20 protein-coding genes are annotated in these 19,646 nt (G+C 58.2%); 5 read left to right on the forward strand and 15 right to left on the reverse strand.

What is annotated here, in order from left to right; translation table 11 throughout:
* Genes V9G17_08650 through mutS form a run of 4 tightly spaced genes read left to right on the forward strand, consistent with a single transcriptional unit; the run spans position 1 to position 5,137 of the window.
* Entirely contained in the window at positions 1–1,557 is a 1,557-nt protein-coding gene (locus V9G17_08650; protein ID MEI2752658.1) for an NAD(P)H-hydrate dehydratase, read from the forward strand.
* A complete protein-coding gene (gene tsaE / locus V9G17_08655) occupies positions 1,529–2,155 on the forward strand; it encodes a tRNA (adenosine(37)-N6)-threonylcarbamoyltransferase complex ATPase subunit type 1 TsaE (GenBank protein MEI2752659.1) in 627 nt (208 codons plus the stop codon). The genes V9G17_08650 and tsaE overlap by 29 nt, the downstream gene beginning before the upstream one ends.
* Positions 2,152–2,496 (forward strand): LapA family protein, encoded by a 345-nt coding sequence (locus V9G17_08660; GenBank protein MEI2752660.1) that lies wholly within the window; start codon positions 2,152–2,154, stop codon positions 2,494–2,496. The genes tsaE and V9G17_08660 overlap by 4 nt, the downstream gene beginning before the upstream one ends.
* On the forward strand, positions 2,489–5,137 hold the full coding sequence (gene mutS, locus V9G17_08665) for a DNA mismatch repair protein MutS (GenBank protein MEI2752661.1): 2,649 nt from the start codon (positions 2,489–2,491) through the stop codon (positions 5,135–5,137). Before V9G17_08660 ends, mutS begins: the two co-directional genes overlap by 8 nt.
* 107 nt (positions 5,138–5,244) lie before the next feature.
* Here the strand turns inward: mutS and V9G17_08670 are convergent, their stop codons facing one another.
* The 15 genes from V9G17_08670 to V9G17_08740 form a co-directional block, all read right to left on the reverse strand.
* Positions 5,245–5,919: a hypothetical protein gene (locus tag V9G17_08670; protein MEI2752662.1), complete on the reverse strand. Its 675-nt coding sequence runs from the start codon at positions 5,917–5,919 to the stop codon at positions 5,245–5,247.
* A gap of 60 nt (positions 5,920–5,979) precedes the next feature.
* Positions 5,980–6,492, reverse strand: coding sequence for a hypothetical protein (locus V9G17_08675; protein ID MEI2752663.1), 513 nt, complete (start codon positions 6,490–6,492; stop codon positions 5,980–5,982).
* A gap of 375 nt (positions 6,493–6,867) precedes the next feature.
* Positions 6,868–8,121 carry a pitrilysin family protein gene (locus tag V9G17_08680; GenBank protein ID MEI2752664.1) on the reverse strand — a complete coding sequence of 418 codons (1,254 nt, stop codon included), beginning with the start codon at positions 8,119–8,121 and terminating at the stop codon, positions 6,868–6,870.
* Positions 8,122–8,127: 6 nt separating this feature from the next.
* Positions 8,128–10,245, reverse strand: coding sequence for a polyribonucleotide nucleotidyltransferase (gene pnp / locus V9G17_08685; protein ID MEI2752665.1), 2,118 nt, complete (start codon positions 10,243–10,245; stop codon positions 8,128–8,130).
* A 195-nt stretch (positions 10,246–10,440) separates the two neighbouring features.
* Positions 10,441–10,710, reverse strand: a complete 270-nt coding sequence (rpsO, locus tag V9G17_08690) for a 30S ribosomal protein S15 (GenBank protein MEI2752666.1) — start codon at positions 10,708–10,710, stop codon at positions 10,441–10,443.
* Positions 10,711–10,716: 6 nt separating this feature from the next.
* A complete protein-coding gene (gene truB, locus V9G17_08695; protein ID MEI2752667.1) occupies positions 10,717–11,748 on the reverse strand; it encodes a tRNA pseudouridine(55) synthase TruB in 1,032 nt (343 codons plus the stop codon).
* 3 nt (positions 11,749–11,751) lie between these two features.
* Complete coding sequence (rbfA, locus tag V9G17_08700; protein ID MEI2752668.1) at positions 11,752–12,150, reverse strand: 30S ribosome-binding factor RbfA; 399 nt, start codon at positions 12,148–12,150, stop codon at positions 11,752–11,754.
* Positions 12,151–12,158: 8 nt separating this feature from the next.
* Positions 12,159–12,440, reverse strand: coding sequence for a DUF503 domain-containing protein (locus tag V9G17_08705; GenBank protein ID MEI2752669.1), 282 nt, complete (start codon positions 12,438–12,440; stop codon positions 12,159–12,161).
* Complete coding sequence (gene infB, locus V9G17_08710) at positions 12,437–15,022, reverse strand: translation initiation factor IF-2 (GenBank protein ID MEI2752670.1); 2,586 nt, start codon at positions 15,020–15,022, stop codon at positions 12,437–12,439. Before infB ends, V9G17_08705 begins: the two co-directional genes overlap by 4 nt.
* Positions 15,023–15,085: 63 nt before the next feature.
* A complete protein-coding gene (gene nusA, locus V9G17_08715) occupies positions 15,086–16,225 on the reverse strand; it encodes a transcription termination factor NusA (GenBank protein MEI2752671.1) in 1,140 nt (379 codons plus the stop codon).
* A 42-nt stretch (positions 16,226–16,267) separates the two neighbouring features.
* A complete protein-coding gene (gene rimP, locus V9G17_08720; GenBank protein ID MEI2752672.1) occupies positions 16,268–16,786 on the reverse strand; it encodes a ribosome maturation factor RimP in 519 nt (172 codons plus the stop codon).
* An 88-nt stretch (positions 16,787–16,874) separates the two neighbouring features.
* On the reverse strand, positions 16,875–17,714 hold the full coding sequence (gene dat / locus V9G17_08725) for a D-amino-acid transaminase (protein ID MEI2752673.1): 840 nt from the start codon (positions 17,712–17,714) through the stop codon (positions 16,875–16,877).
* Positions 17,715–17,742: 28 nt separating this feature from the next.
* Positions 17,743–18,075, reverse strand: a complete 333-nt coding sequence (locus V9G17_08730; GenBank protein ID MEI2752674.1) for a protease inhibitor I42 family protein — start codon at positions 18,073–18,075, stop codon at positions 17,743–17,745.
* Between the two features lie 38 nt (positions 18,076–18,113).
* Entirely contained in the window at positions 18,114–18,431 is a 318-nt protein-coding gene (locus V9G17_08735; GenBank protein ID MEI2752675.1) for a Rieske 2Fe-2S domain-containing protein, read from the reverse strand.
* Between the two features lie 17 nt (positions 18,432–18,448).
* Positions 18,449–18,946, reverse strand: a complete 498-nt coding sequence (locus tag V9G17_08740; protein ID MEI2752676.1) for a DUF192 domain-containing protein — start codon at positions 18,944–18,946, stop codon at positions 18,449–18,451.
* 242 nt (positions 18,947–19,188) lie between these two features.
* Here V9G17_08740 and V9G17_08745 point away from each other — a divergent pair, with 242 nt between their 5' ends.
* Positions 19,189–19,536 (forward strand): 4Fe-4S dicluster domain-containing protein, encoded by a 348-nt coding sequence (locus V9G17_08745; protein ID MEI2752677.1) that lies wholly within the window; start codon positions 19,189–19,191, stop codon positions 19,534–19,536.
* The last annotated feature ends 110 nt before the right edge of the window (positions 19,537–19,646 follow it).

Consider the following 19,646-nt stretch of genomic DNA (forward strand, 5'->3'; position numbering starts at 1 on the left):
ATGATACCGATCGTGACCGCCGAGCAAATGCGGGCCTTGGATCAACGGACTATCACCGAGGCCTTGGTACCATCCCTGATGTTGATGGAGCGAGCCGGAGCAGGGGTCGTCACCCAGCTTGAAGCCCGGTACGCACCCCTCGCCGGGAAATCGGTCATCATCCTCTGCGGCAAGGGAAACAATGGGGGAGACGGTTTTGTCGTCGGCCGGCTGTTACGACGGAAGCAGGCCAGGGTCCACATCCTGCTGCTCACATCCCCCGATGACCTCAGTCGCGATGCAAAGACGATGTACCAACGATTTCTCCGATCGGCAGGGAAATCGGCCGTCACATGCCCAACCAGCGCCGAGTCGATACAGGAGCGGTTGGCGACCGGCGACATTCTTCTCGATGCCATTCTCGGCACCGGCCTCTCCACCTCCGTCACCGGCCTCTATCGTGATGCGATCGAAGCGATAAACGCCGCCGGCCGCCCGACCGTGGCCGTCGATCTTCCATCGGGCTTGCACGCCGACACAGGAGCGGTGTTGGGAGCCACCGTGCGCGCGGATCTCACGGTGACCTTCGGATTGCCGAAAACGGGGCTCTACGGTGGAGCCGGCATCGATTGCGCCGGAACGGTTCGGCTCGTGGATATTGGAATCCCCGCCTCCTTTGTCGAATCTGTCGGAAGCCGGCTGATGCTGCTGACCGATACGGACGCGCGCGCGGCACTCCCTTCGCGACGGCCCTCCTCGCACAAAGGCACGTACGGCCATCTCGGCGTCATCGCCGGATCGGTCGGCAAGACAGGCGCCGCGGCAATGGCCGCGCTCTCAGCCCTGCGCATCGGAACCGGCTTGGTGACAGCCGCCATCCCCTCGAGCGCCAATGATATTCTGGAAGCAAAACTCCTGGAAGTGATGACCCTGCCGATGCCGGAGACTAAAGCTCGAACCTTCGCGCGATCCGGATTGGATCGCTTGCTCGCGTTCGCCGGCGCCCGGGATGCTATCGCGATCGGGCCGGGCCTGACCACCCATCCCGAGACCGTCGACCTGGTACAGGAACTCGTGAAACGAATCGACAAGCCTTGCGTACTGGACGCCGATGCGTTGAATGCATTGGCAGGGAAGTCCTCGTTACTGACCGAGTGCAAGCGACCGCCGATTATCACCCCGCACCCTGGCGAGATGGCCAGGCTGGAAACGGAGGCCACCACCCAATCAGTCAATGACGACCGTCTTGGCACAGCCACCAGATTTGCGCGAGAGCGCGGTGTCTTTGTCATTCTCAAAGGCGCCTGTACGGTGATTGCACGCCCAGACGGTCTGGCAGCCATCTGCCCGACCGGCAACCCCGGAATGGCCACAGCCGGTACCGGGGATGTCTTGACTGGCATGGTCGGCGGGCTCCTTGCTCAAGGCTTGGCCCCTTGGGACGCCGCCTGCGCGGCGACATACTTTCATGGCCTAGCCGGAGATTTGGCCGCACAGCATCTCGGCCAAGCCGGCATGATTGCGAGTGATCTCATTCGGCACATCCCCCATGCCATCTCGCCGACCACACACACCTAAGCCGGTGCCATCACCTGCGGCACCTGCCAGACACACACCCGCGGGGCTTCCCCCTATCGGCAAACCGTGGCGCGTTGTGCTTCGCTCGCCGAAACACACCCACCGCCTGGGACGCTGCGTGGGCACACTTCTTCAGGGCGGCGAAGTGCTGGCCCTATTCGGCGAATTGGGAACGGGTAAAACCTCACTGGTGAAAGGTATCGCAGCCGGGCTGCTTGCCGAACCGACGGACGTGAGTAGCCCCACATTTACCCTAATCCACGAATACCAGGGACGCCTCCCACTGGTCCACACTGACCTCTATCGCCTGACCGCCGGCCAGCTCGAAAACACCGGCCTCAACGACTACCTCAACGGCCATACCGTCATGGCGATCGAGTGGGCCGACCGATGGGGCGCCGATCTTCCGACCGACCGACTCGATATCCACTTGTCGCACCATCCTCCGGCGACCCGCCGTGCAATTCTCACAGCCAGAGGCCCTGTTGCACGGCACCTACTGGACGCCCTTCGCTCCAAGCTCTCCACAAATCGCCCCACTAGAGCGGCTCAGCAAACACGTGTACAATTGAGCCGGCCAAGGAGGGCCTCGCATTGATCCGACTGATATTGGTAGGAACGCTACTGCTGCTCACATTATCGTTTTTCTTGCAGAACCAGGAGCAGGAAGTCACTCTACGGTACTTTTTCGGCCTTCGATCCGCCTCAATCCTGATCTATAAACCGATTTTGGCCGCCTTCGGTGTCGGACTGCTGGTATCGGGAATTCTGCTATTTCCGGCCTGGGTGCGCGGCCGCATCGAACTCCGGCGAAAAACCAAGGCGCTGCAGGAAGCTGAAGTAGATCTGGAGCGCCTCCGACAGGCCCTCGACAAAGCCGCTCGCCGTGTGGGATCGTTTTCGGATATTCCTGCCGAGGGGGAGCCCTCCGATGGGTGACGCCGACGGCACCCCATTGATGCGGCAATATCGCGACATCAAGCAGGCCTATCGCGATGCCATCCTTTTTTTCCGTGTCGGTGATTTCTATGAAATGTTCCAGGAAGATGCGGTGGAAGCGTCCAAACTTCTCTCCATCGCCCTGACATCCCGGGATAAATCCAGCGAGACCCCGATTCCACTCTGTGGGGTCCCCTATCACGCTGCCACCAACTACATCGCGAAACTCCTCCGTGCCGGCCGCACCGTCGCACTCTGCGAACAAGTGGAAGACCCCAAACTCGCCAAGGGTCTCGTCCGCCGAGAAGTCGTTCGACTCTATACCCCCGGCACACTCATCGATAGTGAGTTCCTCCCCTCCACAGAATCCAACGTGCTGGCCGCGGTGGCCGTGCGCATTCGCGCCTCAGGTGCCGGACGCAAAGAATCCTCCTACGGACTCGCCACGCTCGAAGTCTCGACTGGAGACTATTGGCTCAGTGAGTTTCACGGGAATCAAGCAGAAGCGGCCCTGCGGGACGAGCTGGCCCGCCTCGACCCGAAAGAACTGCTGTTTCCCGAAGATCTCTCCCCGGACGAACACCAGTGGACGGCCGACCTGACAGGCTCCCGATGCTGCACACAACCTGCGACGTGGTTCGACCTGGAGCCGGGCCGTATCGCGCTACAAGAGCAGTTCCACGTTCATTCCCTGGAAGCCTTCGGCTGCCACAGACTCACACTGGGCATCCAAGCCGGAGCGGCCGTGTTGCGTTACGTCAGAGAGACCCAGCCGTCGTCCCCGCTCGACCATATCCGTCCGCCACGAGTCAGGCAGGATCATGACGCCATGCACTTGGACAGCGTCACCATCCGCAATCTGGAGCTCATCAGGCCTGCGGGTCGTACGGAGGAATCGTCGAACCAGTCGGTTTATACCCTATTAGGCGTGCTAGATCGTACCGTCACCGCGATGGGAAGCCGGTTACTCCGAGAATGGCTCCTGCGGCCATTGGTCAACAGCGCGGCGATCGAAGCCCGACTGACAGCAGTCGATGAACTGAAACAACTGATCGACGCGCGAGTTCGCCTCCGAACGGCGTTGCGAACCGTCCAGGACATCTCCCGTCTCTGCAGCCGTATGTCCCTCGGAGTTGCCAATCCACGAGATGTTCTCGCGTTGAAAATTTCCATCTCCTCGCTCCCGGCCATTCAAGCCGAATTGTCAGGACTCCAGGCGCCACTCCTCGCCGAGCTCACATCCTCATGGGATAACGCCCAGGATCTCTTCGAATTAATCGAAGGAGCTATCGAGCAGGAGGCGCCCGTATCGATTCGCGACGGTGGCATCTTGAAGAGCGGATACCACCCAGAGGTGGATGAACTTCGCAAGGCGAGCCGGGAAGGCAAAGGCTGGATTGCCGGACTGGAAGCCAAAGAGCGCGAACGCACCGGCGTCGAGTCGCTGAAAATCAGATATAACCAAGTCTTCGGATACTATATTGAACTCACGAAGGCAAATCTCGGGAAGGTACCGCCCGACTATATCCGCAAGCAAACCCTGGTCAATGCCGAACGCTTCATGACCGCCGAGTTAAAGGAACTCGAAGAGCGGGTCACGGGAGCCGACGCAAAACTGACGGCCTTGGAGCAAGCACTGTTTGAACAACTCCGGACACGATTAGCCGAAGAAACGACCCGCCTTCAGGAAATCAGCCGACGACTGTCCATTCTGGATGTACTAGCCGCGCTGGCCGAAACTGCCGCACTAAATCGCTACGTGCGACCAACCATCGACGAGGGGGATGGACTTCAGATTGTTCAAGGGCGGCACCCGGTCGTCGAACGCCTTGACCTCTCTGGCGGATTCATCCCGAACGATACCCATCTGGACCTGGCTACCAGCCGGTTGCATATTCTGACCGGCCCCAACATGGCCGGGAAGAGCACGTACCTCCGACAGGTCGCCCTGATCACATTGATGGCGCAGATGGGGAGTTTTGTCCCTGCCACGGAAGCCAGGATCGGACTGGCGGATCGCATTTTCACCAGAGTCGGCGCCTCCGATAATCTCGCAGGTGGCCAGAGCACCTTTATGGTTGAGATGACCGAGTCGGCACATATTCTCAACTGCGCCACATCTCGCAGCTTAATCCTCCTCGATGAAATCGGTCGCGGCACGAGCACCTACGACGGCCTAAGCATTGCCTGGGCCATCGCAGAATATATCCAAGACCCTCAGCGTCTCGGCGCACGCACCCTTTTCGCGACCCACTACCATGAAATGACGCAATTGGAGAGTCTACGGGAAGGAATTACAAACTACTGCGTTGCCGTGCAGGAACGTGATGGAAAGGTGCTGTTTCTGCGGAAGATTATCCGTGGAGGCGCCGATCGCAGTTATGGAATCCATGTTGCCCAACTGGCAGGTCTTCCCGACCTGGTGATACACCGGGCCAAGGCCGTGCTCGCTCAACTAGAGTCCTCGGCACCATCCGGGCGGCCAGTACTGGAGAGCCAACAGTCACTTCAATTTGACGCCACTCTCCCCGCGCCTCATCCTTTGCTAGAGGAGGTTCGCCAGATGGATCTCTTCTCCATGACTCCCCTTGATGCGCTCAATCGCCTGGCCGCGTTGCAACAACGGCTGCTACAGGAATAGTTCCCTTCAAGGCCTAGGTATCTTTCTTCCCTTGGTGCCATAAATGAAAAAGGCGGCATTCCGAAAGGAATGCCGCCTTCTTACTTCAGGCCAATGGCCTTCTAGAACTAGTGATGTCCACCACCCTGATTGTACTTGGCAGTCCAAGGAATCAGGTTGGCAATCGGCTTGCCATCCGGCAACAACACATCATACTGCAAAGGCAAATTCGCTCCATCCGGCGTCTTCGGCGACGTGTTCAGCAAGGTCTTGGCGGCGTGGCAAGGAGCATCCACTTCCGTCTTGCCGTCACACTCCTTCAAACGAAGGGAGGAGATGCTCTTTGGCTTGCCCATTTCGCCGGCATTGTCAGCCAACTTCTTGACTGACGTAATGACGCGACGATTCTGCTCGACTTCCTGAGCCACAAATTCGACCAAGGTCGTAGGGGAACCAGGAGGAACTTCCTTTGCCGCAGCCGGTCCAGAATGCGGACGCGCCATGGACTTCAGCTGATCCCACACAGCCTTATCAGCAGGATAGAACTTGAGGTTCTTTCCCGGGTGAATTCTCTGCCAGAACAGACCACTCTCCGCATTGCCGCCGAACACGGCGATGTTGAGCCAAACCGCTTCATCGTATGGATCCAGAATGATGACACGCCCCTGCAACGTGGTGGGCTTGCTCAAATCTCCCCACTCGAATCGCTCCTGGAACGCCTCAATGGCCAGCGCAGTGGAGGTGAACCCTACCACCAAAGCCACGGCAGCCATGAAGGTCCACCCCTGCTTTTGAAGCTTCATAATCACATCCTCCTTAAAGAAGACAAAAAAGTCTTAAGAATGTCGCCTCGCGTATAAATCCTACTTCAAGAGCTTAAAGCCGGTAATGGTCCGACCATCAAGGGTCACTTCCATCGCCACGAGTTCCTGCGATGCCTTGATGATTTGATCCATCAGACTCTTATCCTTCACAGACAAACGAACAGTGGTTTGCGCATGGTGCCAGCCGGCGTACGGATTATTCTTATCGGTTCCGCCAGTAAAGCCCCAGCCGCAACACGTAAACAAAGGATCCGGCGGCTTCACATCCATGGACGTTGACGACCGACCACCACCCTCACCAGAAGCCGGATCACCGGTGTTCCAGTACTGGATGCCGAAGAGCAATTCGCTATCAGGATTGTCTGCCCATTGCGACCACACGCGTCCCTTCAAGGTATTGGTGGTCTCGCCCTTAAAAAACTTTCCGCTGCCCGTGGTGGTTTCGCTCGGTCCACCCCCGGCTGGAGCATCCGCCGCGAACGTAACACCGGCGGTCAGCAAGCCGACAACGGAGGACACTGCAAGTGCGGCTAGAATTCCGACCCTATTCATAACCCTACCCTCCTTGGAAAAATGATGACCAGAGAACCGTTGAATCACAGTATCCCAAAAAAAGAGTGCAGAAAAAAACAAAAATCCAGAGAACGCGCTAGGAGGAGGAAGTGCGATGCACACCCCCTTTCTCTCTGCTTACCTTCCCCTGTAATGCAGCCGAAATAAATTCAGACTTATAGGATGAAAACGCGGCCATGGTACTTAAATCCACCAAACGTGTCAAGAGAATGTTTTGCCCCAATTCAGCCTCTCCCACGCGGAGACAGGCCGAGCGTATCATATCGTGCCCTACTTCATAAAATTAAAATCACCGTCCGAATTCACTGAGTCCACCTCACGGCACCACAGCAGAGCACCCGTAGGTCTGACTGATTATGACGCAAAGGACTGCAGGCTCTTGGTCGCAATCGGCCCGAGCGCCGTAATCGAGAGACAGCGCTGATCCAACAATGTTTGCGCCACACGATAGACCTGATCGGTCGTCACACGATCGATTTCCGCGATCATCTGCTCGAGGGAGACATGACTACCTTGCGTCAGCTCATCCTTGGCCAACTTGCTCATACGGCTGTGTGAACTCTCCAGACTGAGCATCAGACTACCCTTCATCTGGTTTTTCACCCGCGCCAGATCTTTTGCATCGATTCCATGCACACGAAGCTTCTTGAGTTCCCGGCAGACGACCTCCACGACTCGCTCGACCTCTTTCGGGCGCGTCCCCGCATAAACAGTGGTCATACCGCCGTCAGAATACGTGGACAAGAAGGAGTAGATCGAGTAGACGAGTCCGCGTTTTTCACGCACTTCCTGAAATAAGCGCGAACTGACGCTACCACCCAGCACTCCGTTCAATGCATGGGCCGCATACCGATCTTTGTGTCCGGCACTTAAACCCTGTAGGCCCAGACACAAATGCACCTGTTCAAGAGCTTTGCGCTTAACCAACACGCCACCTCGCACCTCAGGCGGACGACGGCTCGGTTGAGCAGCCACCCCCTTGTGCGAGCTGGAAAAATACCGCGCCAATAACTGCTCCAACCGCCTCCAGGTAAAATTACCCGCCACGGCGACGACGGTACGCTCAGGATCGTAGTGCGAACCAACATAGGACAGCAGATCGTTTCGCCCCAGGGCCTGGATTCTCGGAGCCTGCCCCAGGATCGGCCGGCCCAACGGATGGGTACCAAGCGTGTGCTTCATGTGGAGCTCCTGGACGAGATCCTCCGGATCATCCCGCACCATCCGAATCTCTTCGAGCACCACCTGCTTTTCTTTTTCGACTTCCCTGGAGTCGAACCGGGAACGATAGAACAGATCCGAAAGCAGCTCCAACGCCGCCTCCAATTGCTGATCGAGCACCTTCACATAAAACGTCGTCGTTTCTCGGGTGGTGAACGCATTCATCTCACCTCCCAGCGCATCGATCTCACGGGAAATCTGCGTCGCCGTGCGGTTACGCGTTCCCTTGAAAAACATATGCTCCAGGAAGTGAGACAAGCCCTCTTCCCCCGGCTGCTCATCGCGCGATCCGACGTTCACCCATATACCGATCGTGACGGACTTCAACGTCGGAAGGAGTTCGGCCACAATGCGCAACCGGTTGTCGAGCACGATCTTACGATACACGATCAATTATCCCGCAGGCGTTGGTTCGGTCGTGGGGGAACCAGCCGGCGCCGGCATGGCTTCCTTCCGGCTCAAACGAATCTTTCCCTGTTTATCGATTTCCAACACCTTGACCATCACCTGGTCACCCTCCGACACCTCGTCCGTGACCGCCTTGACACGATGATGAGCGAGCTGGGAAATGTGCACGAGACCGTCCGTCCCGGGCAACACTTCGACAAATGCGCCGAAATCCATAATCTTCCGAACGGTTCCACGATAGATCTTGCCGACTTCGACTTCCTCAGTCAGCCGCTTGATCATTTCGATGGCCTTCTGGGCCGATGCTTCGTCCGAAGAAGCAATCGTCACATCACCGGTGTCTTCGACGCTGATCTTCACGCCGGTCTCGGCGATGATGCTGCGAATCATCTTCCCACCCGGGCCGATGACGTCCCGAATCTTGTCTTGTTTAATTTTCATCGGGAATATGCGCGGTGCGAAGGCTGACAGCTTGGTTCGCGGCTCAGTCAACGCCTGAGCCATACACCCGAGAATGTGCAACCGACCCGCTTTGGCCTGGGAAAGCGCCTCACGCATCAGCGTCGCGGTGATGCCACCGATCTTGATATCCATCTGCAACGCCGTGACGCCGTTTTTCGTTCCCGTCACTTTGAAGTCCATATCGCCCAGGTGGTCTTCCAATCCGAGAATGTCCGACAGGACCAGGACCTGATCGCCTTCCTTGATCAATCCCATCGCGATCCCCGCCACCGGCTCCTTGATCGGCACGCCCGCATCCAACAGTGCCAATGTACCGCCGCACACCGTGGCCATTGAAGAGGATCCGTTCGACTCCAGGATTTCTGACACGATCCGCACCGTATAGGGGAACTTATCTTTTCCTGGGATAATCGATTTGAGGGCTCGCTCAGCCAGTGCGCCATGTCCGACCTCACGACGGCCCGGCGATCGCAGCGGCCGCGCTTCGCCGACGCTGAACGGCGGGAAATTGTAGTGCAGCATGAAGGTGCGCATGTATTCACCCTCCAGAGCATCAATGCGCTGCTCATCGTCGGCCGTGCCCAGCGTCACCACCGCCAAACTCTGCGTTTCTCCGCGCGTGAACACCGCGGAGCCGTGCGCACGGGGCAAGACGCCCACTTCGCATGTGATCGGGCGGATGTCCGCCGGACCACGCCCGTCGGCACGCACCCGCTTCTCAAGGATCATGTTGCGGACTTCGGTGTACTCCAACCCGTGGAAAATAATCTTGACGTGCCGATCCCGATTGGGCTCATCCGACTTGAGCTTCGCAACCGCCTCGGCCAACACCTGATCCAGACGTTCTTGCCGCGCACTCTTATTGGGAATGAGAATGGCTTCGCGAATCGGACCGGCCACAAGCGCCCGCACCTGCTCGGTCAACGCGGCATCGATCGGCTCCTGCACTACGACCCGCTTCGCCTTGCCGACCAACTTGCGCAACTCTTCAATCTTCGCCACGATTTTCTTGATCTCGCTGTGCGCCAGCTCGATCGCTTCCAACATGGTCGCTTCCGGCAATTCATTCGCCCCGGCTTCGACCATCATGACCGCATCGGCGGTTCCCGCGACCACGAGATGGAGGTCGCTCGTTTCCAGGGCTTCCAGATCGGGATTTACCACGAACTGACCATTCACGCGACCGATCTTCACCCCGGCAATCGGTCCGTTGAACGGGATCGACGAGACCGCCAACGCCGCGGAGGCCGCCGTAATACCGATCACATCCGACACGCCCGTCTTATCAGCAGACAACACGGAGGCAATGACTTGGGTTTCGAAGTAATACCCTTCAGGAAACAGCGGACGAAGCGGTCGATCGATCAACCGACTGGTCAGCACTTCACGCTCAGAAGGCCGGCCTTCCCGTTTGAAATAGCCACCCGGAATCTTCCCCGCTGCGTAGGTCTTTTCCTGGTAATCTACGGTCAGCGGGAGGAAATCCACTCCCGGCTTGGCGTTTTGCGAGGCCACAGCCGTCGCAAGCACCACGGTGTCGCCATAGGTGGCCCAAATAGCGCCGTCCGCCTGTTTCGCGATGCGACCGGTCTCCAGCGTCAAGCGGCGACCCGCCAGCTCAATGTCTACAACATGTTTCATCTATGGTCTCCTCCGTTTAACTCCCACAGATGCCCACAGAAATACGTTCAACCGGCGCAGTGCGCATTCAACGGCATCACTCGGCCCCCCGTTGCATGTCGATCCCTGGTGTTGAACGTGTTTCAGTGTTCACCTGCGGGGACAACAAATGGTTCGGCCGCCACCCACGCGGTGGCGGCCGACTCGCTCACACGACTACTTACGAATGCCCAGGCGCTCCAGAATGGCGCGATACCGAGCCTCTTCAACTTTCCGGAGATAATCCAACAACCGACGACGGCGGCCGACCAACGTCAACAACCCGCGCCGTGAATGGTGGTCCTTCTTGTGCAATTTGAAATGTTCCGTCAGATACGTAATCCGGTTCGTCAGAATAGCAATCTGCACTTCCGGAGAGCCGGTGTCCTTGCCATGCTGCTGGAAACTCTTGACCAATTCCGTCTTCACTTCTTTTACCAGTGCCATACGTCTCTACTCCTCTATTGAGTTCGCGATGCTCCCACCTTGTAATGCTTCTGTAACCAAGACCTTCGAGACAGCGATCGGCTGCCCACTGACTCCGGGCGCCTGCGTATCCATGCCGATCGGCATTGTGCCGATGGCCAGTAAACGGCCCGCGTCGTCCTTGATGCGGATGGGTCTGGCCTCCCCCTCAACAAGCCTCGAGGGCAGACCATGCCACGCCAGCACTTCGGAACAAGGCACCGGCATGCCATGCAGAACCCGGCCGGCCGTTCCCGCCCCCACCGTACACACCGGCAGTCCGACCAGCGCCTCGTCCAGCGTCAACATCGACGCCGCGAGCGCCCCTTGCTCCAACCGTGATTCGACTTCGTCCACCGTCAACGCCTGATCCACCGTGAGCGGCCCCACACGCTCGCGAACCAATGTCGCCATGTGACCGCCGACTCCCAACTTCTCGCCGATATCGGCACATAGCGTCCGGATATACGTGCCCTTGGAGCAGGCCACCCGGAGCGTCACATTGGGGATCTGAATATCCACAATATCCAGGCGAAAGACGGTCACCTCGCGAGCCTGCCGAGACACCTCTCGCCCCGCCCGCGCCGATTTGTATAACGGAACGCCTCCGACCTTGACTGCGGAGTACATGGGAGGCAGCTGCTGAATGCGCCCCTCGAACCCAGCCACCACTTCACGAATACGGGCATCGGTCAACGACTCAACCGGTGAGCGAGTGAGCACCGTTCCCGTGGCATCCTGCGTATCAGTCGTTTCACCAAGCCGTAACCCGGCGAGATAGGTTTTGTCCCACGCCAGCAAATATTCAGCGATGCGTGTGCCACGGCCCACGAGCAACGGCAACACGCCCGTCGCGTCCGGATCCAATGTTCCGGCATGGCCCAATTTCATCCCGCGCAACTTGCCACGAATACGAGCCACCACATCATGCGACGTCCACCCGGCCTCCTTGCGGACATTCAAGACTCCGTCCTGCAGCACAGTGGTCGTACGCGGCTCCGTCGAGACAATCATGGTCATGTGTTAGGCATCGCTGCGCGGGGTCTCGTTCAATTGTTCATCGTGGGATGGGTCGCGGTGCAGCCCGTCCAACAACTCCAGCACCCGGTCGGCCCTGGGCCCACTGATGTCCTTCATAAAGATCAGCTCGGGCAAATACCGCAGCGCCAAGCGTCGGCCCAACTCAGCCCGAACAAACCCACTGGCCTTCGCCAGTCCATCAAACACCAGCCGCTCATCCTTATTTTGTTCCATGGTCGTCACAAAGACGCGCGCGATACGAAGATCTTTGGTCAACTCCACATCGGTGACGGTGACCGAGCGCACACGCGGATCCTTGATCTTCCGCATCAGGATATCGGCCACTTCCATGCGGATCTGGTCCGCCACACGATCGGCTCGGCTATACGTCGATTTGGACATGACGTGCCTTAGAGCAACTCGATTCGCGAGCGCAACAACTGGATCGTCGGCACAGACTGAATCACATTCACAGCTTGATCCAGCACCTGGTTCACGTGCGCAGACTCATTCGCCACGCAAGCCAACCCCAGAATCGCTTTCTGCCACAAATCCTGATCTCCGACTTCAGCAACCGACAGATTAAACTTGTCTCGCAATCGGGTCTTCAGGCTTTGCAGGACCTGCCGTTTGTCTTTCAGTGAATGCCCGTCAGGAATGAACAGCTCAACCGTGCAAAGCCCGACGATCATGCCCGATGACTTTGCGGTGAGGTCCCACGGTTCACTGGCTCAAGCTTTGCCGCAATCTTGTCAATGGCGTAGGCCTCGATAATATCGCCGGCCTTGAGGTCATTGAAATTCTCGACCGTGATCCCGCACTCATACCCCTGCTGCACTTCACGCACATCATCCTTGAACCGACGGAGCGAGCCCAGCTTGCCCTCATAGGCCACCACGCTGTCTCGAATCACGCGCACACCGACGCTGGCCCGAGAGATGACGCCATCCACCACGTAACAACCGGCCACCAAGCCGGCCTTGGGAATCGTGAACATCTGCCGCACCTCCGCTCGACCGAGAATACGCTCCTTGAGCGTAGGCTCGAGCAGGCCCTCCATCGCAGCGCGGATATCGTTGAGCGCATCGTAAATGATGCTGTACAAACGGACATCCACGCCTTCTCGCTCCGCCAACGCCGACGCCTTTGGCTCCGGCCGAATATTGAACCCGATCACGATGGCCTTGGAAGCTGCTGCCAAGAGAATGTCGGTTTCGGTAATCCCACCCACACCACTGTGCATCACTCGCAACTTGACTGCGCCGGCCGGCATTTTTTCCACAGCAGCGGCCAAGGCTTCAGCCGATCCCTGCACATCGGCCTTGATGACGATGGGCAACTCTTTGACATTCCCCTCTTGAATCTTGGCAAACAGATCGTCCAGGCTGACCTTCGCCGGTCCAGCCAGATCCGCCGCCCGCTGCTTCATGGCCCGTTCCTGCGCAATCTCGCGAGCAACGCGCTCATCTTTCACAATGGTGAATAAATCGCCGGCGGACGGCACACCCGGGAGACCGATCACCTCAACTGGAACCGAGGGTCCGGCCTCCGTCGCCTTACTCCCCGTATCGGTGATCAGTGCGCGAACGCGACCGCTGAAATTGCCGACCACAAATGCATCCCCGACATGGAGCGTCCCGCCCTGCACTAACACCGTCGCGATCGGTCCGCGCCCACGATCCAGCTTCGCCTCGATGACCAAGCCCTTCGCCATACGTGCCGGATCCGCCTTCAACTCCAACACTTCCGCCTGCAGGAGAATCATTTCCAACAACTGGTCCAGGCCGGTCCGTTGCTTCGCGGACACTTCAACCATAATCGTGTCACCACCCCAGGGCTCAGGAACGAGACCGTGTTCGGTCAGGGCGTTCTTGACACGATCGACATTGGCTCCCGGCTTATCAACCTTATTAATGGCCACGATCAGCGGCACTCCGGCGGCCTTGGCGTGGTGAATAGCTTCAACCGTCTGCGGCATGACGCCGTCATCGGCGGCCACGACCAGAATGACGATGTCCGTCGCCTTCGCACCACGGGCGCGCATGGCCGTAAACGCTTCATGACCCGGAGTATCCAGAAAGGTCACCTGCTTGCCGCGAACCCCGACGATATAGGCACCGATATGCTGGGTAATTCCTCCGGCCTCACCCTCTGCCACTTTGGTCAGCCGAATCGCATCGAGCAAGGATGTTTTCCCGTGATCGACATGCCCCATGATCGTGACGACCGGGGGCCGCAAGACGGCATGCTCCTCACCGGACGACTGCGCGGCCTCTTCCAGCAACGCCTCGCCGACCTTTTCCGTCGACACTTCGACCCTGGTGCCATACTCTTCGGCAATCAAGGAGGCTGCCTCGAGATTGATCGACTGGTTGAAGGTCACCATCTGCCCCATCTCCATCAGCTTCCGGACCACGTCCGCAGGCCGCTGACCGATGAGTTCCGCGAATTCCTTAACGCTCACTCCTGCGCTCAATTTCACGCTTTTCTTTCTCGGCTTGGTGACTTCCGTTGGCGAGGCATGGTGAATATGCTTGGATCGGTCTTCGCGCCGCTGCACCGGGATTGCCCGCAGATCTCCCCATCGAGTGGCGTCGTTCTTAAACTTGGCTTCATCTTCCTCACGAGTGCGCGGAGCCTTCTTGGCCTTTTTCAATTTTTCGCGCGCCGCAGCCTCAGCCTCCATGGCCTCGACCGCCGCAGTTTTCTTCTTCGCCGTCACCAGCGCGTCGGGCGGAGGAGGCACGACCGGAGGCGCCTGAACCGGCTTTACCTGCGGTTCCTCCGACACAGTCACGACGGGCGGCTGGACGATTACCTCATCAGCCGGAGCCGATTCAACTGGAGCGGCTTCCAGCCCATCCACCTCAGCGCCGGTCACCGGCACGTCCGGCCCAGCAGGCACGGTCGGCGCAAAAGCCGCCTCAGCCGCCGCCAGCGATGCTGCTGTGTCCTCAACCCCCTCTTCTCTTTTTTTCTTAATGAGGATGCGCTTCTTATCAGGCTTCTGTGGCTCCTCGTGCGCGATCGTGTGCCCTCGCTCGTGAGACGCCCCCGCCTCTCTTGACGAACGCACCATCTTTTTTGCCTCATGCGCGCCGGGCGCCGCCTCACCGCTCCTCACCTTCGAGGTCAGCTTCTCCAGGGCCACACGAACCGAATCGTCATCCAAGGCGCTGCTGTGGGACGCCACCGGAATGCCGAGCCGTTTCAGTTCAGGAATCAGCTCCCGATTTTCCATCCCCAGCTGCTTTGCTAATTCGTACACGCGCATACAGTACCGCTCAGCTCCACCCGCTTAATTAATTGCCATTCAGCCCGTGAATGTCGAGTCGCTTTATTCCGCCTGTTGCGCGGCAGCCCGCGCTTCATCCTGCTGGCGTTGCGCCTCGGTTTCTTCTGCCAGGGCCGCCTTGATGTCCCGATCCCGCTCTGCCTTTTCCTTCTCGTATTCGGTCGCGCTGATGATATCGATCTTCCAGCCGGTCAGGCGCGCGGCCAAGCGTACATTTTGTCCGTTTTTCCCGATGGCCAGAGACAACTGCGAATCGGCCACCACGACCAGAGCGGACTTCTTTTCTTCATCGATGCCAACCTTCTCGATTGTGGCCGGATTCAAGGCCTCGGCGATAAAGACCCGCGGATCCTGCGTCCACGTAATGATGTCGATCTTTTCCCCGCGCAGCTCACGAACCACAGCCTGCACACGCGACCCCTTGATGCCGACACAAGCCCCCACCGGATCCACCGCCTTGTCCCGGGACGAGACCGCAATTTTGGTACGGTCGCCAGGCTCCCGCACGATCGACTTGATCTCCACGATCTTTTCGCCGACTTCCGGGACCTCAAGCTCGAACATTTTTGCCACAAACTGCGGGTGACTGCGAGAAAGAATGACCTGCACATCCTTCGGGGTACGACGCACCTCCAGCAGCAAAGCCTTCACGCGATCTCCACGCCGATACGTTTCACGCGGGATCTGCTCCTGAATGGGAAGAATCGCTTCCGTTTTGCCGAGATCGACCAGAAAGTTCCGGCGCTCCATGCCGAGAATAATACCGTTCACCAGATCGCCTTGCCTGGTCGAGTATTCCTTCTGAACCGCTTCCCACTCCGCCTCGCGCACCTTCTGGAAAATGACCTGCTTCGCCGTTTGCGCGGCGATGCGGCCCAACTCATCCATCTCGATCAGGGAACCGATCTCATCACCGACTTCCGCGCCCTCGTCATATTGGCGCGCTTCCTTCAGGGAGATTTCCGCTTTCGGGTTGGCCACCGTATCGACAATGATTTTCTTCGAGACGACCGAGATTTCACCGGTCTTCGGATCGATTTCTACTTGAATGTTTTCCGCCTGACCAAATCGTTTCTTGGCAGCGGTTTGAAGGGCTGACTCGATCGCGCCAATGACCCTGGCCTTATCGATCCCTTTTTGACGGCCGATTTCATCGATGACGGCGATCAACTCTCGGTTCATAGCTCACACCTCATGGTTAACACATCACCCCGGCACCTGTTGCTACGAGAACTCCACCTTCCGCCGCGCCAGGGCGATTTGATCAAACTCAACTCGGATAGTCTCCGTGGCTTTCTTCTGCTGAATGGCAAGGACCACTCCACGATCGTCCACTTCGGCCACTGTGCCCACCAGCCGCCACTGCGTCTGGATGGGCTCGCGCAATTTGAGCGTCACCGGCTTTCCGATCAGGCGCCGATAGTCCGACACGCTCCGCAAGGGACGATCCAGTCCTGGCGACGAAATTTCCAGCGTATAGGCATGAGGAAACGGATCAATCACATCAAGCGCCGGACTCAACGAGCGATGCGCCTGCTCACAGTCCGTCAACGTGATCCCTCCGGGCTTATCGATGAATACACGGATGACCGTCCTCGGCCCCTGACCGACACAAACGGCCTCGACCAACTCCAGCCCATGCGACTGCAAAATAGGAGCGGCGACTTCTTGAACACGGAGATTTAACGCCTCCGCGCGTTTCACTGCCGGCTTCCCTGCCGAAATCACTCCCGTGTCATTCATAGAAAAAGTTGCTCAAACAAAAAAGTGGGCCTTGGCCCACTTACAGCGCGAGACCTTACCATGCCATAGGAGTGAAAGCAAGGGGACGCTAGCCGACCAGCGCTTCCAAACGGCGGGACAACAGCTGAGAAATAGGCCCGGGCGATCCGGCACCGATCGACTTTCCATCGACACCCACGACCGGCAACACTTCCACCGTCGTGCCCGTCAAAAACACTTCCGACGCCATGCGCAATTCGCCTAGAGAGGGACACACTTCGACGACCGGGATCCCTTCTTTGCGTGCCAACTCCAATACGATCGTGCGCGTCACCCCGGACAAAATCCTAGGGCCCTCCGGTGCGGTGTAAATAGTTCCGTTCCGCACGATCATGACATTGCTGACCGAACCTTCCGTGACAGCCCCCTCTCGGACCAAAATCGCCTCAAACACCCCCGCTTCCTTGGCCCGCTGCCGCGCCAGGACGTTTGCCAAGAGGTTCACGCTCTTGATATCGCACCGCCCCCACCGGATATCCTCGACTGAGATCGCCTGGACCCCGGCCGTACGAACGGAAGGATCCAGCAGATGAAGCTCACGGAAGGTCAGAACGGTGGTCGGTACGGATGATGCCGGGAATGGGTGATCGCGGGGGGCCTGTCCACGAGTGATTTGCAGATAAATTTTGGTGTCAGCAAATTGGCTCCGCTGCAGACCTTCCTGAATCAAAGACGCCCATTGCGTCCTCGTATACCCGCTCGACAGCTGCAATGCCTGAGCGCTCCGCTCGAGTCGAGCCAGATGCGCGTCCAAGGCAAAAGGCTGTCGGCGATAGGTCCGAATGACTTCGTAGACCCCGTCACCGAACTGAAACCCCCGATCCTCAATACTGACAACCGCATCAGCCAGTAGACCGAAACGGCCATTCACACAGGCAATGTCAGGCATGCCTCAGTTCTCATCGCCTCCCGCCGCGTTACGACACCATCACGTAGAAAATTTGCCGGTCCTCAGCCGTGAATTTCCACCCCATCCGCTTTTCAAATACCAACCGGTGGGTCCCGACGACCATCGGCTTGAACTCAAACGTACGCTGCCCCGCATCGACCGCATTATTGCTGGCCGTGCGGAGAAAATCGTCCTCGACCAGGGGCATGACGGTGGCGTCGTAGGCGGGAACCCATAACTCCCCACGCGTGCGGTCCTCCCACAGCCGAATGTGCACCGATGCCCCCACCCGGGCCTTGAGTATCTTCGCCCCCGGTTCCTGCTCAGTCCCGGTGGGCACTGCCTTGCTTAATGGACTCATAGTACTCTCCTACAAATCCCAGGCACTCTTGCCAGGAGCTATACCTTGCGCCGCCCCCCGACAAACACCTGTCCATCCTCTACCCGCACATCATAGCTACCGACGCAGTAACCTCCTCCGTCGGTCCCTTGCCCATTGCGAATATCAAACTTCAAGTCATGCCAAGGACAGGAAACAACATGTCCCTTCACACGCCCCTTATTCAGGGGCCCCCCTTCATGCGGGCATTCATTATAAATGGCGTGAAACTGGCCCTCGATATTAAACACCGCAATGGCCCGCTCCTTGACCGTGACAACCTTGACCTGGCCAGGGAGAATGTCCTCAACCTTGGCCACGTACTGAAACCCTTCCATAAGACGACTCCGATTCCTTACATGCGAAGCGTAAACTTGAGTTCCATCCCCGTCGTGATGCCCGCGCGCCGGATGGAGCCCGCCTCGGCCTCGATGAGGTACCGAACCGGCTCGGGGGGAGGCCCGTACAACGGACAGGGGTCCTTCTCGCAGGGGGGAACCTGCTCTAAGAGGTGCACCACATGGTGGCTCTCGTCGATCCACACCATATCGACGGCGATACGAAACTGTCTCGTCTGCACGCGATGCAGCCCGGTCGACTCAAAGATATAAAGCATCCCTGTATCGGCTGGCAATCCTTCGCGAAACGCGAGCCCGAACAGCAATTTTTCAGGCGTACTGGCCACTTCGGTTTCCATGGTCTTTCCATTCGGAAACTCGACGAGAATGAGCTCGGATTCCTTCGGCCCCCCAAGAAACAGGATCACACTCACCAGTAAAATGAGCAAGAGCGCAAACGTTACAATTTTCTTGCGACGCTGCTCCGACTCGGCAGCACTCACGCGCGTCACCATAACCAAATGTCGTCGGACATGGATGCATCCTCATGTGATCGCACACGCGCAGAGCCGCATGTACATTGGGCCCAAAGCCCCATGACTTTCCGAGCGCTAGGCCTTCTTCCCGAGTCTCATTCTGTTGACTTGCCGAAGAACGGCAGCATAGAATGCGGACCTGTTTCGTCGCGAACTATGGTCGCGGCGACACGAAATTGTCAACATCTTATCCGTCATTTAGGAACTAGGAGGCACAGGCCATGGCGCTTCTGATCACCGATGAGTGTATTTCCTGCGGGGCATGCCTGCCAGAATGTCCCAACGAAGCGATCTTCGAAACGCGTAGCGACGCCGAAGGGAAGGGCAACCATGTCGGCGACGGACAGGGAGTCGGCGACAATATTTATGTCATCACTCATGATCGTTGCACCGAGTGCGTCGGACACTTCGACGAACCTCAATGCGCAGCGGTCTGCCCGGTCGACAATTGCTGCATCGCCGACCCGGCCTATCCGGAAACCACCGACGTGCTCCTGGACAAAGCTAAGACCTTGAATCCTGACAAGGAAATTGACGCCGCCAAGGTGTGGAGCGGCGTTCGCAACTAATTACCACCTACGATCGTCATATAGATGGCAGCGCGAAGGCTCCTTCGGGAGCCTTCGTCATTTTCGGATATGTGCAAACCGTCAACTTTATGGCTTTCCCGGATCGATCG

It is taken from the genome of Nitrospira sp. (assembly GCA_037045225.1).
In the GTDB taxonomy this organism is placed as follows: domain Bacteria; phylum Nitrospirota; class Nitrospiria; order Nitrospirales; family Nitrospiraceae; genus Nitrospira_A.

Excerpts from the sequence above, each read along its gene's own strand:
- pnp (MEI2752665.1), bottom strand. The coding sequence starts at position 10,245 with ATGAAACATGTTGTAGACATTGAGCTGGCGGGTCGCCGCTTGACGCTG.
- V9G17_08650 (MEI2752658.1), top strand. The coding sequence starts at position 1 with ATGATACCGATCGTGACCGCCGAGCAAATGCGGGCCTTGGATCAACGG.
- infB (MEI2752670.1), bottom strand. The coding sequence starts at position 15,022 with ATGCGCGTGTACGAATTAGCAAAGCAGCTGGGGATGGAAAATCGGGAG.
- rpsO (MEI2752666.1), bottom strand. The coding sequence starts at position 10,710 with ATGGCACTGGTAAAAGAAGTGAAGACGGAATTGGTCAAGAGTTTCCAG.
- rimP (MEI2752672.1), bottom strand. The coding sequence starts at position 16,786 with ATGAATGACACGGGAGTGATTTCGGCAGGGAAGCCGGCAGTGAAACGC.
- mutS (MEI2752661.1), top strand. The coding sequence starts at position 2,489 with ATGGGTGACGCCGACGGCACCCCATTGATGCGGCAATATCGCGACATC.
- V9G17_08705 (MEI2752669.1), bottom strand. The coding sequence starts at position 12,440 with ATGATCGTCGGGCTTTGCACGGTTGAGCTGTTCATTCCTGACGGGCAT.
- V9G17_08730 (MEI2752674.1), bottom strand. The coding sequence starts at position 18,075 with ATGAGTCCATTAAGCAAGGCAGTGCCCACCGGGACTGAGCAGGAACCG.
- V9G17_08675 (MEI2752663.1), bottom strand. The coding sequence starts at position 6,492 with ATGAATAGGGTCGGAATTCTAGCCGCACTTGCAGTGTCCTCCGTTGTC.
- V9G17_08670 (MEI2752662.1), bottom strand. The coding sequence starts at position 5,919 with ATGAAGCTTCAAAAGCAGGGGTGGACCTTCATGGCTGCCGTGGCTTTG.
- V9G17_08740 (MEI2752676.1), bottom strand. The coding sequence starts at position 18,946 with ATGGTGACGCGCGTGAGTGCTGCCGAGTCGGAGCAGCGTCGCAAGAAA.
- truB (MEI2752667.1), bottom strand. The coding sequence starts at position 11,748 with ATGACCATGATTGTCTCGACGGAGCCGCGTACGACCACTGTGCTGCAG.
- dat (MEI2752673.1), bottom strand. The coding sequence starts at position 17,714 with ATGCCTGACATTGCCTGTGTGAATGGCCGTTTCGGTCTACTGGCTGAT.
- V9G17_08745 (MEI2752677.1), top strand. The coding sequence starts at position 19,189 with ATGGCGCTTCTGATCACCGATGAGTGTATTTCCTGCGGGGCATGCCTG.
- nusA (MEI2752671.1), bottom strand. The coding sequence starts at position 16,225 with ATGAACCGAGAGTTGATCGCCGTCATCGATGAAATCGGCCGTCAAAAA.
- tsaE (MEI2752659.1), top strand. The coding sequence starts at position 1,529 with ATGCCATCTCGCCGACCACACACACCTAAGCCGGTGCCATCACCTGCG.
- V9G17_08735 (MEI2752675.1), bottom strand. The coding sequence starts at position 18,431 with ATGGAAGGGTTTCAGTACGTGGCCAAGGTTGAGGACATTCTCCCTGGC.
- rbfA (MEI2752668.1), bottom strand. The coding sequence starts at position 12,150 with ATGTCCAAATCGACGTATAGCCGAGCCGATCGTGTGGCGGACCAGATC.